Below are 12,946 nucleotides of genomic sequence, written 5' to 3' on the forward strand. Positions count from 1 at the left end.
GTGGAATGACGCAGCAATCAGAGATAATGGATGGGAGACGGAAAATGAAGGCAGCGGTGGGCGTTATGCGGTCAAAGAGTGTGCTCCAATTGGCGATGGCCTTCGCCATGATGGGGCTCTGCGGCTGCGCCTCTTACCTCCCTTATTCGGGTCCTCGCACCTCGTCGGTCGTGGATGCCGGGGAGAACAAGGCCTTGGCTGGCATCCAGGTGGTGGATGTCAATTATGCCCTGGCGCGTCTCATTAAGGATAAGCTGGAGAAACCCGCCTTTTCGTCCCTGGCGGACTTGGCCAACGCGAACCCCAATCTGTATACTGTGGGACCAGGGGATACCCTGCAGGTGTACATCTGGGAGGCGCCTCCGGCCATGCTCTTTACCTCCGTCCCTAGTTCCATGGCTACGCCATCGGGTTCGATGATGACCGCGATCCCTGAGCAAATAGTGAGCAGTGACGGTGATATCGCCATTCCTTTTGCGGGTGAGATTTCCTGTTCCGGTCGGACACTGACTCAGATCGAGGCGGAAATCCGGCAAAAACTGCGGGGTCAAGCCAACGACCCGCAGGTGGTGGTGAGTTTGGTCAACAATTATTCACGGAGTGTTACCGTCGTGGGCAACGTGACGCGTAGCACGTCGGTACCCCTGGTGCCGGGCGGTGTGAATGTGCTCCAGGCCCTGGCGGCGGCGGGCGGGGTGGACAAGCCGGTAAACAAAGTCACCATGCAGATTTCCCGCGCCGGAAAGGTGGTGGATATGCCTCTGGAAAGCGTCATCAAAAATCCCCAGGAAAATATCTCATTACATGCGGGGGACATACTCACGGCCCTGTATGAACCCCTGCATGTCACCATCCTGGGAGCTACGACGCAGAGCCGGGAGCTGGACTTTGAAGCGACGGGCGTCAGCCTGTCCCAGGCCTTGGCCCGCGCGGGCGGTCTGAATGGTCATGAGGCGGACGCGAAAGGGGTCTTCGTCTTCCGCTTTGAAAAACCCTCCCTGCTGCCCCAATGGCCGCATCCCGTGCAGGTGGCGCAGAACGGCCTGGTCCCGGTGGTGTTCCGCTTTGATCTCAGTAATCCGGCTACGTTGTTCGCGGCGCAGACCTTCCCCATCCAGAATCATGACCTGATTTATGTGGGTACCGCCCCGATCACGGAACTTCAGAAGTTTCTGGGCATGGTTGTGCAGATCGTCTACCCCATTCAGGGTCTGACCAATGCAGGGGTGCTCCCTTGAGTGTTTGGGTCATATGAACTTGGGTGACCGCCCCTTATTGATTGATGTTACGCGCTTGATAGAGCGGGCGCGTAAAAAGCGCATGCCCACCGGCGTGGACCGCGTCTGTCTGGCTTATATCGCCTTTTTTCACCATCGCGCCCAGGCCCTGATGCAACACGGAGCTATCGCCGTGGCATTGTCGCCCGCCGCGTCGTTTGCCCTTTTCGCCTGGCTCCTGGCTTGGCGAGAGGGCAAGCCGCATCCCGCCCTGGGGCCGACCATGGCCTGGCTGGCGAGGCTTCCCTTGCGCCCCGTGCCCAAGGGAAGTTGGGTATTGAACATGGGGCACAGCGGCCTGGACCGTCGGGGTTATGGCGCATGGATGGCACGCAAACAGATCCGCTTGCTGGTGATGGCCCATGACCTGATCCCCCTCACCCACCCCCAGTTCTGCCGCCCAGGAGAGGATGATCGGCATGCCGCGCGCCTGCAGGTGATCCTGCGTCATGCGGCGGGTATCGTCAGCAATTCTCAACACACGGCGCGTGTTTTGCGACATTATGCCCAACAATGGGGCGTTACCCTGCCGCCCATTTCGGTGATTCCTCTGGGTGCCAATCATCTTCGACACGCTCCACCGCCTGCAAGCCATGAGCCTTTGTCAGCGCCTTATTTCCTCATGGTGGGCACCATAGAACCGCGTAAGAATCATCACTTTGTCCTGGATCTGTGGCGCGAGTGGAAAAGCCGCCAGGCCGATGTGTCGTTGCTGGTGGTGATTGGTCAGGTAGGGTGGATGTGCGAGGATATTCTGGAACAGTTGCGCGCGGACGCGATCCTGAAGGATTCGGTACGGGTATTACACCATTGCCGGGATGACTGTCTCTGGGCTTACCTGCAGAGCGCGCGTGCCTTATTGTTCCCTTCCCACGAGGAGGGTTACGGCCTACCGCTGGTGGAGGCGTTGGCGTTGGGAATTCCCGTCATTGCCAGCCCGCTGCCCGTTTTCCGGGAGATCGCCGGAGACGTGCCCGATTATATCGAAACCTCGGATACTTCGGCCTGGCTTGCCGCCTTGAGCGACCATAGCCTCCCCGATAGCCCCATGCGCCAGGGGCAACTGGAGCGCCTGCGGCATTTTTCTCCCCCTACCTGGGAGCAACACTTTCAGCAGTTCACCGAGTTCATGAGCCGCTTATGACCATTCTTTTCACGGGCGCTAACGGTTTCGTCGGCCGCTACATGCAGTCCACCGCGCCGTGCGTGCCCCTGCCTGCTGAGGTCGATCTGCGCGACCACGGCACCCTCATTCAGGATTTACTCAACGACTGGGAGAAACCACCGCAATGACGAAGCACGCCCTCATCACCGGCATCACCGGCCAGGACGGCGCCTATCTGGCGCAATGGTTGCTGGAAAAAGACTATACGGTCTATGGCCTCATCGCCCGCCGCGGCACCGATACCACCGGCCGGTTGCACGAACTGGGCATCGCCGATCAGGTGCGCCTGCTGGACGGCGACCTCATCGATCTGTCCTCCATGATCCGCGCCATGGAAAAGTCCCAGGCGACGGAAGTCTATAACCTGGGCGCCCAGAGCTTTGTGGCCACCTCCTGGGATCAACCGATTCTGACCGCCGAAGTCACCGGCACCTCTGTGGTCAAGATGCTGGAGGCCATCCGCATCGTCAACCCCCAGGCGCGTTTCTATCAGGCATCCACCAGCGAGATGTTCGGGCAGATTCAGGAACCGCTCCAGTCCGAACGCACGCCCTTTCACCCCCGCAGCCCCTATGGCGTCGCCAAGCTCTACGGCCACTGGATCACCGTCAACTACCGCGAGAGCTTCGGCCTGCATGCCTCCAGCGGCATCCTCTTCAACCACGAATCCCCCCTGCGCGGCACCGAGTTCGTCACCCGCAAGATCACCCTGGCGCTGGCGCGCATCCGTCAGGGCGTACAGGACGTGCTGGAGCTGGGCAATCTCGACAGCAAACGCGACTGGGGTTATGCGGGCGACTATGTGCGCGCCATGTGGCTGATGCTGCAGCAGGAGCAGCCCGATGATTATGTCATCGCTACCGGCGAGACCTGGACGGTGCGCACCTTTGTCGAGAAGGCCGCCGCCCATGCGGGATTCGATCTGGAGTGGCGGGGCGAGGCGGAAAAGACCCAGGGCGTCGATCGCCGGAGCGGCAAGGTCATCGTCCGCGTCAACCCGGCCTTCTACCGCCCCGCCGAGGTGGACATCCTCATCGGTGATCCCGGCAAGGCACAGCAGAAGCTGGGCTGGAAGCGCGAAGTCGGCTTCGATGCCCTGGTGCGGATGATGGCCGAAGCCGACCTGCGGCGCGTCGCTGGGTAGCGTTGCGCCTGTCAAAGAAGAGGAATGCGCGTGCCGGACGATACCGATAAAAACTGGGAGCAATTCGGCAGGCAGGACCCCTATTACGGAGTGATTACCCATGACCAGTATCGTCAGGAAAATCTCTCCGCCGAGCGTCGGCACGAGTTCTTTGCATCGGGCGTTGCCCATATGGAGGCGGTGCTCTCCACTGTGCGGCAGCACCTGGATGCGGAGTTTACGGTAAAACGGGCTCTGTATTTCGGCTGTGGGGTGGGCAGGCTGCTCATTCCACTGGCCCGTATCGCTGAAGAGGTGACGGGTGTGGACGTTTCCGACGCAATGCTGGAAGAGGCCCGCAAGAACTGTGCGGCGCAGTCCGTCCGGAATGTGCTACTGGTCAAATCCGACGATGCGCTGTCGCTATTGGATGGCACCTACGACTTCATCCATTCGTTTATCGTGTTTCAGCATATTCCGGTGCAGCGGGGCGAACGCCTTTTTGCACAGTTGCTGACGCGGCTGGCTCCCGGCGGCATCGGGGTGATCCACTTCAAGTATGGCCAGGATTTTGAATACCGGAAGTTGCATACCTGGTTGGACCGGCATGTGCCCGGCGGTGGCAACCTGCTCAATCTCAGTAAGGGCCGCAAGTTCTCGGCGCCTCGCATGCAGATGTATACTTATGATCTCAATGTGCTCTGCGCCTTGCTCCAGAAAGCAGGCATCACCAATTTTTTCACGACCTTTGAGAACCATGGTGGTAACTGGGGAGTGATGCTGTATTTTCAGCGGGGATCATAGGAGGCGATGTGCCGGATGCCAACTTTTATCGTGCCTTTGAAGACCGCCACCGGGGCACGCGGGACCTGATCAAATCCCGCGTGCGGGCGTATCTGCCTTTCATTACGCCTTTGCTGAAGCTCTATGGCGAGGGCGCCGTGCTGGACATGGGTTGCGGGCGCGGGGAGTGGCTGGAACTCATGGGCGAAGAGGGATTCACCGCCCATGGCGTCGATCTGGACGCGGCTATGCTGGCAGCTTGTCAGGAGCTCGGGCTCTCCGTGGAGCAGGGCGATGCCCTGGAGGCACTCAAGCGTCTGCCGGATGCCAGCCAGTGCGTGGTCTCCGGTTTCCATATTGCCGAGCATGTGCCCTTCGCGGTGCTGCAGGAAATGGTGGCGGAGGCACTGCGTGTGCTGAAACCGGCGGGGCTGCTGATCCTGGAAACACCCAATGCGGAAAACCTCGTAGTCGGTGCTTCCAGCTTTTATCTCGACCCTACCCATCAGCGCCCTCTCCCGCCTTTGCTGCTGTCCTTTTTAACCGAGTATGCCGGGTTCTCGCGCACCAAAATCCTGCGGTTGCAGGAGTCATCGGAGCTAGCCGCGCACAGTGCGCGCGTGACGTTGCTGCAGGTGCTGGCGGGCGTCAGTCCCGATTACGCCGTCGTTGCCCAGAAAACAGCTTCTGCAGAGGAGCTGGCGCACTTCAGCGCGCCCTTTGAACAGGAATACGGCCTCACGCTGGCAGCCTTGGCGGCGCGCTACGAAACGGATTTACGGGCGGAGATTTTGCGAGAACTGAAGCCTCCGCGCAAAAAGGCGGCAAGCGCCGCCCCCAAAAAATAGAGGATCGTGACGGCCGTCGAAGGGGTTGATAAACTTCGCCACTATGGATATTGCTAACAACAATCTCCGTGTTCTCATGGAAATGCGCCATGGAGTGCTTTCCACCTTGCCGGATTTGGAGCTATCCGGCCTGCTGCAGATATCCAAACGCAGCGTGCGCGGCGGGGTGTATGGCCGTGTGTCGCTCTCCGAGGCAGAGCGGGTGCATCGCTTTGCGCGGGTGGTGGTATCCCTCAAGGGCCGCAACACATTGGACTGGAAAGGCGATATTGTTGTTCCCTCCCGAGTATATCGAAACCTCGGATACTTCGGCCTGGCTTGCCGCCTTGAGCGACTATAGCCTCCCAGATAGCCCCATGCGCCAGGGGCAACTGGAGCGCCTGGGGCATTTTTCTCCCCCTACCTGGGAGCAGCACTTTCAGCAGTTCACCGATTTCATGAACCGCTTATGACCATTCTCTTCGCGGGCGGCAACGGTCGGCACTTTCTGGTTTTTCGTGTGGCCGGTGACTCGCTCAGCGATGTGCTGCGGGTATTGCACGACAGCATGGATCTACCGAGGCATCTTGGGCAACGAAACCGATAAAAACCGGTGCACAGTTGCGGCATTTGATGAGCTAAAAGCCTCTAAAACACTATGTATATAGGATATTACGCTGCTAAGCGGCCTGCCCTTGTGCCTTTGTGTGATTACACCTACACTGATATGACCATCTACATGACCACAAAAGGCGTCCTATGGAATCCTTTGCATCTATCGCACTGGCCGAAGCCAAAGCACACTTGAGCCACGTCCTGGATCGGGTGGAGGCGGGTGAGGAGTTGGTGATCACTCGGCGCGGCAAACCGGTGGCCCGAGTTGTTCCTGTGCGGCATCCAATCATTCCCTTGCCATCCCTGGCTGATTTTCGAGCTCAATTGCCTAAAATGCGGCACTCCAGTACCGAAATGATTCGTGCAACCCGTGATGAAGGTTATTGATGGTCTATCTGGACACCAGTTTCATTGCTCCGTTATTTATTTCGGAAGACATCAGTGACGCCATCGAGAATTATCTGCGACACATCGATGGCACTTTGGTTACGTCGGACTGGACGCGTGTGGAGTTTGCCAGCCTTTTGGCGCGCCGGGTACGGATGAAAGAGTTGAATGTTGCCCAGGCCGATGCCATCCGCGAGGTCTTTGATGCCACCCTGTTGAGTTCTTTTGAAATATGGGTGATAAGTTCCGCTGATTGCGCCGTCGCGATTCAACTACTCCGCGACCCGGCTACAGATTTGCGGGCAGGGGACGCGCTGCATTTGGGTGTTATCCATAATCATCATCGCCCCCACCTGCTGTCGTTGGATCAGGGTATGGTGAAGGCAGCGCGCACATTGAGTTTTCAAGCAAGCACCGCTATTAGTGCGCATTCCGGCGATCGTGGGCAGTGATTCCGCTGATCGTGGGCACCGATTCCGGAAAATCCACAAAAATGCCCACGATCAATCGTAACGGGTGCCCACGATGCCCCGGAATACGCAATATAGTAATAGCTGTGAGTTTATAATACTCATATTAACGATTCATGGGCTTACTTTGCCTAGCCCATAACTCTGCATAATGTCCGTTAGCCTGCAATAATTGCTGGTGATTACCCATTTCAGTAACCTGTCCATTTGCCATCACAATAATGCGATCAAAATGAGCAATTGTGGAAATACGATGCGCTATGGCAATTACCGTACGCCCGGCCATGAGAGCATCCAACTCATGCTGAATTTCCTGTTCGGTAACAGAATCCAGAGCGGAAGTCGCTTCATCTAGAATCAATATGGGGGCATTTTTGAGGAACACTCGGGCAATGGCGATACGTTGACGCTGCCCACCCGAAAGTTTGACGCCACGTTCGCCCACCTGCGCATCGAGACCAACCCGCCCGTAGGAGTCCACCAGATCCAGAACAAAAGCATCTGCGCGTGCCTTGCGTAAAGCATCTTCGACTTCTTCCCGAGTGGCGTTTTGTCGACCATAACGCACATTGTCAAGAATAGATCGGTGGAGTAGAGAAGTATCCTGAGAAACAACACCAATGAACTGGCGAAAGCTTTCTTGTTGGAGGCCTCTGACGTCCTGACCATCAACCAGAATACGCCCCTCATTCACATCAAAAAAGCGTAAGAGCAAGCTGACCAGTGTCGACTTTCCGGACCCGGAAGGGCCCACAATAGCTACTCGCTCACCAGGGGCAATCGCAATGGATACGTGATCAATATGCTTGATTTCATCTACTGTTCCGTCCTGCTGATGATAGCTGAACGAAACATCAGCAAAATCAATCCGCCCTGACTCGAAAACAAAGGGCTTGGCCAAGGGCATATCGCCCATAATCCGGGGACGGTCTACAGAACGCATACCATCCTGAACAGTACCGATATTTTCGAAGATAGCGGAAAGATTATTCGCAACCCAGCCCGACATATTCGCAATCTGCCAAACCAGTGGAATGGCTGTAACCAATATCCCGACAGATATGGTACCTTCATGCCATAACCAGAGTCCAACTCCGGTCGTTGCACTGAGCAATAAAGCATTCAGCATGGTCAAGGAGGTCATCCAGGTGGTTACCATGCGCAGTGATGCCCAAAATGCAGAAGTGTGACTTATAAGCGCATCACGCACAAATTGATCTTCATCTTCTGATTTGGCAAACAATTTTACAGTATGAATGTTGGTGTAGCTATCTACAATCGCTCCCGTCAGACCAGATCTTGCCTTAGAAAGCATATTGGATCGTTGGGTCAAACGCGGAATAAAAAACCACATCAAAAAACCATAAAATAAAAACCATAAAAATACCGGGGTTGAAAGCGTCCAGCTTTGCTGTGCAAGAATAATAATGGAGCTGATACCATATGTCAGCAAGTACCAGACTGCAGTCAGTGTCGCAACGGTGCTCTCCCGTAAAGAAGGGCCGGTTTGCATAACTCGATTAGCAATACGTCCAGCAAAGTCATTCTGGAAAAACCCCCAGCCTTGACGAATCAAACCACGATGGTTTTGCCAACGGATCAAGTTGGTAAAATTTGCAGCAATTGTCTGGTTGGTCACCAAATCATGAAAAAAATGAATAAATGGACGCAGTACGATGATCACAAAAGCCATGATCAAAATGGCGTGCAATTCATTTACTGGCAGTGCGTCAGACTTGGCATGAGATACATACCCAGTGATTCTGCCAATAAACAAGGGAATAGAAAGATCAACAATAGCCGTGACAAAACCTGCAACAAACAGCAATATCATTGATCCTTTAACCTGAGAAATATAATTCCAATAAAAATTCCAGACAGAAGCTCTTTGATTATGATCTAAAATTTCATGGGTATCGTGATCCCGAAATATGTCAATCATTTTTTCGAATGTTTTATACATTCTATTCACCCGTTTGAACTTAGCGACTGTGATGGAAGAGATACCGCTTATAGAAGAAAAATCACTTCACCAGAGTGTATCGCATGGTGACATGTTCAATCCCGGCTTCTTCAAAAATGTTTCCTTCTGCCTCATAACCCAACACACTATAAAAGTTCTGGGCAGAAAGTTGAGCGTGACACCAGATTTCTGACAAACCCGACTCTCTGGCACTCTGGTGAATTCGCTCTACCAATTGACGGCCCACCCCACGCCGCCGATAGGGTTTGATCACCGCCAAGCGGCCCATTTTACCCTTTAGCTCGAGATCTAGACGAGCCGTTCCAATCGCAACACCATCACAACACGCAAGAAAATGCTGACAATACACTTCCCTCTCATCCATCTCCAGGTTTTCTGGTACACCTTGCTCCCGAACAAATACGCGCATACGTAACTCCTCAATACACTTTCTATCGCGCATAAAATCGGCAAGGTAAACTTCAATATTTTCTGCCAAAAGACACCTATTCAAAAACAGGATCAGTGTAGGCGTTGAGGATGGCAATCTACAGAATAAACACCTTCCATCAACTGTGCGTGGGTCAAGTCTTGAGTATATTTCACAACGTACTTCGGATAAGGTAGAAAAATCACCGGTTGCTGAGCGTACGCATAATTCTCATATTGATACAAAAATTTTGTACTGTTTTTTTCTGTGCTATCGCGAACCAGCTTGTCCATCATGGAGTTGCTATAATCCCCATAATTACTACCACCACCAGTATTAAACAAACCATCACCGCTAGGATAGTAATCCGGATCATAGGACCAGACGATCATGGAAGCATCCCATTTCCCATGGGGGTGCAATTTAGCTAGTTCCAGATTGAATGGCAGGACGCGCAGGCGCATATCTATACCAACAGCCTGCCAGTCCGCTTTCAACATTTCCGCCACGGCTATCAGCGTCTGGCTGGTGTCTGGAACCATCATCGTAAACTGAAGACGCTGCCCATTTCGCATCCGGACCCCATCCAGACCTGGTTGCCATCCCGCCTCCGCTAGTAACTGTTTCGCAGCAGAAGGATTATAGGCGAGGGCTGGGCGTGCCACGAGCTTCTTCATCTCTGGAGAAAGATACGTATCGGGATTAGTGGGTACCGGATTAAAACTGGGGACGCCTAATCCATGAAATGCAATTTGGATGATCTGTGTCTGGTTGATCGCCAGAGCAAGCGCCTGCCTCACCTTTACATTCCGAAAAAAAGCTACCTGGGGATTGGTGAGATTCAACGTCACATAATTAAAACCATAACCACCGTTACTGACGCATGTTTTGAGGTTTTTTACCATGCTACGCGCTGCATACAAGTAATGCGGAATCATTCCCGCCTGAATGGTGCCTGTTTTCAGAGCCCAAAAGGCACTGGAATCAGAGGTGTACATTTTAAAATGTAGGTGCTCCAAAGCGGATGGATTTCCGGAATAATGAGGGTTTCGTATAAAGCTGATGCTCCGACCAGGGACGAAACGTTGCAGGTTGTATGGACCATCCACCACGGAAACCATAGCCGGGTTATCCTGAAGTTTGGACAGTGTATCTATGGAATAGTGTTTCCAGCGCCAGGCGGGCACTGGAAACAACTGAGACAATCCATTCAGTTCAAACCAGGTTGGGTTCACCGAACGTTTCAGTGTGATTTCCAGAGTCCGAGGATCAATAACCACTGCGCTTTCGATAATATTCGGTATTCCTCCCATTCCCGCGTTGGGGTATCTTGGCCCGTATTGGCGAATCAGCGTAAGACAAGCCAAAGTATCTTCAGCCGTAACCGGTCTCCCGTCAGACCAACGCCAAACCTTGAGATGAATGATAAACTTTCGCCGGTTCGGCGATACGGTAATACTTTTGGCAATGGATTGCGGCCAGTTGATTTTCAGATTGGTGCCAATCCACAAAAGAGGCCGAAACATCAAGCTGATTATCTGCGCATTGGCACTGGAATCATTATTGACCACCGGCAGCAAAGAGTTGACATTCATGGGTGGAGACAAGCCCACAGATGTCACTGTAGTCATCGACGAAACGGCGGCAATTGCGCTGCCAGCCAAACCGAGACTGAACAACACAACGCCAGAAAAAACGGACAGAACGCGGGAAGGTCGATTCATATCTTAGATCGTCATCCTACTGATAAATACTGGAATCCATACATACTGGAGATAGTGGTCCCACTAAGACGCCCCCCTCTGCAGATTTTCCATAAAGATAGGCCCTCTATTCAGCATGAATGGCCCCCTTACTCAGATACGCGTCCCGCAAGGGAAAATGGCAAGCCACCTGATGACCCAACCCGACAGAGCTAAGCAATGGTCTTTCGCTGCTGCAGATGGCCTCAGCCTTCGGACAACGGGTGTGAAAGGCACAGCCTGAGGGCGGATTCACCGGTGAGGGCGGCTCACCGACCGGCTCCGGTAGATGTGGCAGCTCCCCCTGTCGGACCATGGGCGGCAGAGCATCCAGCAACGACGCGGTGTAAGGGTGCGCGGGGCTGGAGATGAGCGTGGGGGTGGGGGCGATTTCCACCACACGCCCCAGGTACAGCACGATGACATTTTGCGCGAGATAAGAAACCGCGCCTAGATCATGGCTGATGAACACATAACTGAGGCCCATCTCCTTCTGTAGATCCCGCAACAGATTCAGAATGCGGGCCTGCATGGAAACATCCAGACCAGAAGTAGGCTCATCCAGTACCAACAATTGTGGCTCCGTAGTGAGCGCTCGGGCGATGGCAATCCGCTGACGTTGTCCCCCTGAGTATTGTCCCGGGTAACGGTTCATGGCCCGCCGGTGCAGTCCCATTCGCTCCAGCAATGCCTCCGCTTTCCGCCGCCGTTCACCGGGTGTGCCGATGCCCTGCAGTAACAAAGGCTCCATGATGATCTGCCCGACCGTCATGCGCGCATTCATGGAATCAAAGGGGTCCTGAAAAACCATCTGCATCTGCTGACGAAAGGGACGCATCTGTTTTTCAGGGAGGGCCGTCAGATTGGTTCCTTTGAAGTAAACCGCTCCGGCACTGGGACGTACCAGATGGAGAATGGCGCGGCCCAGTGTGCTCTTCCCGGAACCGGACTCGCCAATCAAACCCACCGTCTGTCCTTGCTCCAGACCAAAATGGATATCACTCAGCGCATGAATGGTACCCTGGCTCTGGCGGAGCAGCCCGCCCTCACCCAGGTGAAACCGCACATCCAGATTTTTCACTTCCAACCAGGCGCTCATGCGGCACCCCCGACCGGATGAATACAGTAAAAATGATGGTCGTCACCGCTACGTGGTGGATAGGCCGTCAGACATTCCGGAGTCATCGCCGGACAACGTTCGGCAAAGCGGCAACCCACCGGAAACTCCTGAGGACGCGGCGGAAGCCCGTCAATATCGGTCAGTCGTTCTTCGCTGTTGACCAGGCGGGGAATGGCGTGGAGTAATGCCTGGCTGTAGGGATGCCGGGGAGCAGTAAAAAAAGCCTCTGCAGGCCCCTGCTCCACCGTCTTTCCCGCATAAAGCACCATGACCTTCTGGGCATACTCGGCAACCAGGGACAGATCATGGGTAATGAAAATCACGGCCATTCCCTGTTCTTTTTGCAGGCGCTGAATCAGGCGCAGAATCTGAGCCTGATTGATGACGTCCAGGGCGGTCGTCGGCTCATCGGCAATGAGCAGTCGGGGTTTGCAGGCCAGCGCCATGGCGATCATCACCCGTTGCCGCATCCCTCCGGAGAATTGATGGGGATAATCATCCAGACGTTGGGACGCATCCGGAACCCCCACTTCCTGCAGCAAAGACAGGGCATGTTCACGCGCCGCTGTTGGAGATGCACCAAAATACAGCCGGTAAGGTTCGGCAATTTGCTGGACAATGGTCAGACTGGGATTGAGGGACGATAAAGGATTCTGGAAAATCATCCCGATTTCCCGGCCACGCGCGGTTCGCAGGGCGGCATTGGTTAAACGCGTAATGTCTGTTTCGCCGAGTTGCACAGAACCCTTGCTGACTTTTCCACCCCAAGGCAGCAGACCCATGAGGGCCGCAGCGGTCATGGATTTGCCGGACCCCGATTCACCCACCAACCCCAATGTCTCGCCAGCGGCCACCTCAAAATTTAAGTCTTCGATGACGTTGAAGGTCTTGCGCCCGCGCCCGAAAGTCACGGTGAGATCACGGACCCGCAATCCGGCACCTGCCGAAGATGGGCGCGCGTCCTGAAAATTTTGCACAAGATCACTGCGCATATCGCTTTCGCGCAGGGGAATATGCGAACGATGAAGGGCTTTTTCCGTCATG

At 54.6% G+C, this 12,946-nt stretch carries 16 protein-coding genes; 11 read left to right on the forward strand and 5 right to left on the reverse strand.

The window, feature by feature from the left end; translation table 11 throughout:
* The first annotated feature begins 44 nt into the window (after positions 1 to 44).
* From AFE_RS13650 to AFE_RS13690, 11 genes are all read left to right on the forward strand, one after another.
* Positions 45 to 1,238: a polysaccharide biosynthesis/export family protein gene (locus tag AFE_RS13650; protein ID WP_012537514.1), complete on the forward strand. Its 1,194-nt coding sequence runs from the start codon at positions 45 to 47 to the stop codon at positions 1,236 to 1,238.
* Positions 1,239 to 1,251: 13 nt separating this feature from the next.
* Entirely contained in the window at positions 1,252 to 2,421 is a 1,170-nt protein-coding gene (locus AFE_RS13655; RefSeq protein WP_012537515.1) for a glycosyltransferase family 4 protein, read from the forward strand.
* Complete coding sequence (locus AFE_RS16265) at positions 2,418 to 2,570, forward strand: NAD(P)-dependent oxidoreductase (protein ID WP_012537516.1); 153 nt, start codon at positions 2,418 to 2,420, stop codon at positions 2,568 to 2,570. The genes AFE_RS13655 and AFE_RS16265 overlap by 4 nt, the downstream gene beginning before the upstream one ends.
* On the forward strand, positions 2,567 to 3,586 hold the full coding sequence (gmd, locus tag AFE_RS13660; RefSeq protein ID WP_012537517.1) for a GDP-mannose 4,6-dehydratase: 1,020 nt from the start codon (positions 2,567 to 2,569) through the stop codon (positions 3,584 to 3,586). Before AFE_RS16265 ends, gmd begins: the two co-directional genes overlap by 4 nt.
* Positions 3,587 to 3,610: 24 nt before the next feature.
* Positions 3,611 to 4,369 (forward strand): class I SAM-dependent methyltransferase, encoded by a 759-nt coding sequence (locus AFE_RS13665; protein ID WP_111122590.1) that lies wholly within the window; start codon positions 3,611 to 3,613, stop codon positions 4,367 to 4,369.
* Positions 4,370 to 4,377: 8 nt separating this feature from the next.
* On the forward strand, positions 4,378 to 5,196 hold the full coding sequence (locus AFE_RS13670; RefSeq protein ID WP_012537519.1) for a class I SAM-dependent methyltransferase: 819 nt from the start codon (positions 4,378 to 4,380) through the stop codon (positions 5,194 to 5,196).
* Positions 5,197 to 5,302: 106 nt separating this feature from the next.
* Positions 5,303 to 5,536, forward strand: a complete 234-nt coding sequence (locus AFE_RS13675) for a hypothetical protein (RefSeq protein WP_229129745.1) — start codon at positions 5,303 to 5,305, stop codon at positions 5,534 to 5,536.
* Positions 5,523 to 5,648: a hypothetical protein gene (locus AFE_RS16970; RefSeq protein ID WP_012607590.1), complete on the forward strand. Its 126-nt coding sequence runs from the start codon at positions 5,523 to 5,525 to the stop codon at positions 5,646 to 5,648. Before AFE_RS13675 ends, AFE_RS16970 begins: the two co-directional genes overlap by 14 nt.
* Positions 5,645 to 5,782 (forward strand): hypothetical protein, encoded by a 138-nt coding sequence (locus AFE_RS16425; RefSeq protein ID WP_012607591.1) that lies wholly within the window; start codon positions 5,645 to 5,647, stop codon positions 5,780 to 5,782. The genes AFE_RS16970 and AFE_RS16425 overlap by 4 nt, the downstream gene beginning before the upstream one ends.
* 152 nt (positions 5,783 to 5,934) lie before the next feature.
* Positions 5,935 to 6,177 (forward strand): type II toxin-antitoxin system Phd/YefM family antitoxin, encoded by a 243-nt coding sequence (locus AFE_RS13685; protein WP_009562335.1) that lies wholly within the window; start codon positions 5,935 to 5,937, stop codon positions 6,175 to 6,177.
* Positions 6,177 to 6,629 carry a type II toxin-antitoxin system VapC family toxin gene (locus AFE_RS13690; protein ID WP_012537521.1) on the forward strand — a complete coding sequence of 151 codons (453 nt, stop codon included), beginning with the start codon at positions 6,177 to 6,179 and terminating at the stop codon, positions 6,627 to 6,629. Before AFE_RS13685 ends, AFE_RS13690 begins: the two co-directional genes overlap by 1 nt.
* 124 nt (positions 6,630 to 6,753) lie before the next feature.
* On the opposite strand, the gene AFE_RS13695 is transcribed toward AFE_RS13690, so the two are convergent.
* The 5 genes from AFE_RS13695 to AFE_RS13715 form a co-directional block, all read right to left on the reverse strand.
* On the reverse strand, positions 6,754 to 8,610 hold the full coding sequence (locus AFE_RS13695; RefSeq protein WP_012537522.1) for an ABC transporter ATP-binding protein: 1,857 nt from the start codon (positions 8,608 to 8,610) through the stop codon (positions 6,754 to 6,756).
* A gap of 61 nt (positions 8,611 to 8,671) precedes the next feature.
* Positions 8,672 to 9,109, reverse strand: a complete 438-nt coding sequence (locus AFE_RS13700; RefSeq protein ID WP_012607592.1) for a GNAT family N-acetyltransferase — start codon at positions 9,107 to 9,109, stop codon at positions 8,672 to 8,674.
* A gap of 23 nt (positions 9,110 to 9,132) precedes the next feature.
* Positions 9,133 to 10,764, reverse strand: coding sequence for a peptide ABC transporter substrate-binding protein (locus tag AFE_RS13705; RefSeq protein WP_012607593.1), 1,632 nt, complete (start codon positions 10,762 to 10,764; stop codon positions 9,133 to 9,135).
* A gap of 106 nt (positions 10,765 to 10,870) precedes the next feature.
* Complete coding sequence (locus tag AFE_RS13710; RefSeq protein WP_012537525.1) at positions 10,871 to 11,881, reverse strand: ABC transporter ATP-binding protein; 1,011 nt, start codon at positions 11,879 to 11,881, stop codon at positions 10,871 to 10,873.
* Positions 11,878 to 12,945, reverse strand: coding sequence for an ABC transporter ATP-binding protein (locus tag AFE_RS13715; protein WP_012537526.1), 1,068 nt, complete (start codon positions 12,943 to 12,945; stop codon positions 11,878 to 11,880). The genes AFE_RS13710 and AFE_RS13715 overlap by 4 nt, the downstream gene beginning before the upstream one ends.
* Position 12,946: the final 1 nt, after the last annotated feature.

Source organism: Acidithiobacillus ferrooxidans ATCC 23270 (genome assembly GCF_000021485.1).
In the GTDB taxonomy this organism is placed as follows: Bacteria; Pseudomonadota; Gammaproteobacteria; order Acidithiobacillales; family Acidithiobacillaceae; genus Acidithiobacillus; species Acidithiobacillus ferrooxidans.

Bases quoted from the DNA above. Each gene is read 5' to 3' on its own strand.
- AFE_RS13650 (WP_012537514.1), top strand. From the start codon at position 45: ATGAAGGCAGCGGTGGGCGTTATGCGGTCAAAGAGTGTGCTCCAATTG.
- AFE_RS13655 (WP_012537515.1), top strand. From the start codon at position 1,252: ATGAACTTGGGTGACCGCCCCTTATTGATTGATGTTACGCGCTTGATA.
- AFE_RS16265 (WP_012537516.1), top strand. From the start codon at position 2,418: ATGACCATTCTTTTCACGGGCGCTAACGGTTTCGTCGGCCGCTACATG.
- gmd (WP_012537517.1), top strand. From the start codon at position 2,567: ATGACGAAGCACGCCCTCATCACCGGCATCACCGGCCAGGACGGCGCC.
- AFE_RS13665 (WP_111122590.1), top strand. From the start codon at position 3,611: ATGCGCGTGCCGGACGATACCGATAAAAACTGGGAGCAATTCGGCAGG.
- AFE_RS16425 (WP_012607591.1), top strand. From the start codon at position 5,645: ATGACCATTCTCTTCGCGGGCGGCAACGGTCGGCACTTTCTGGTTTTT.
- AFE_RS13685 (WP_009562335.1), top strand. From the start codon at position 5,935: ATGGAATCCTTTGCATCTATCGCACTGGCCGAAGCCAAAGCACACTTG.
- AFE_RS13690 (WP_012537521.1), top strand. From the start codon at position 6,177: ATGGTCTATCTGGACACCAGTTTCATTGCTCCGTTATTTATTTCGGAA.
- AFE_RS13695 (WP_012537522.1), bottom strand. From the start codon at position 8,610: ATGTATAAAACATTCGAAAAAATGATTGACATATTTCGGGATCACGAT.
- AFE_RS13705 (WP_012607593.1), bottom strand. From the start codon at position 10,764: ATGAATCGACCTTCCCGCGTTCTGTCCGTTTTTTCTGGCGTTGTGTTG.
- AFE_RS13710 (WP_012537525.1), bottom strand. From the start codon at position 11,881: ATGAGCGCCTGGTTGGAAGTGAAAAATCTGGATGTGCGGTTTCACCTG.
- AFE_RS13715 (WP_012537526.1), bottom strand. From the start codon at position 12,945: ATGACGGAAAAAGCCCTTCATCGTTCGCATATTCCCCTGCGCGAAAGC.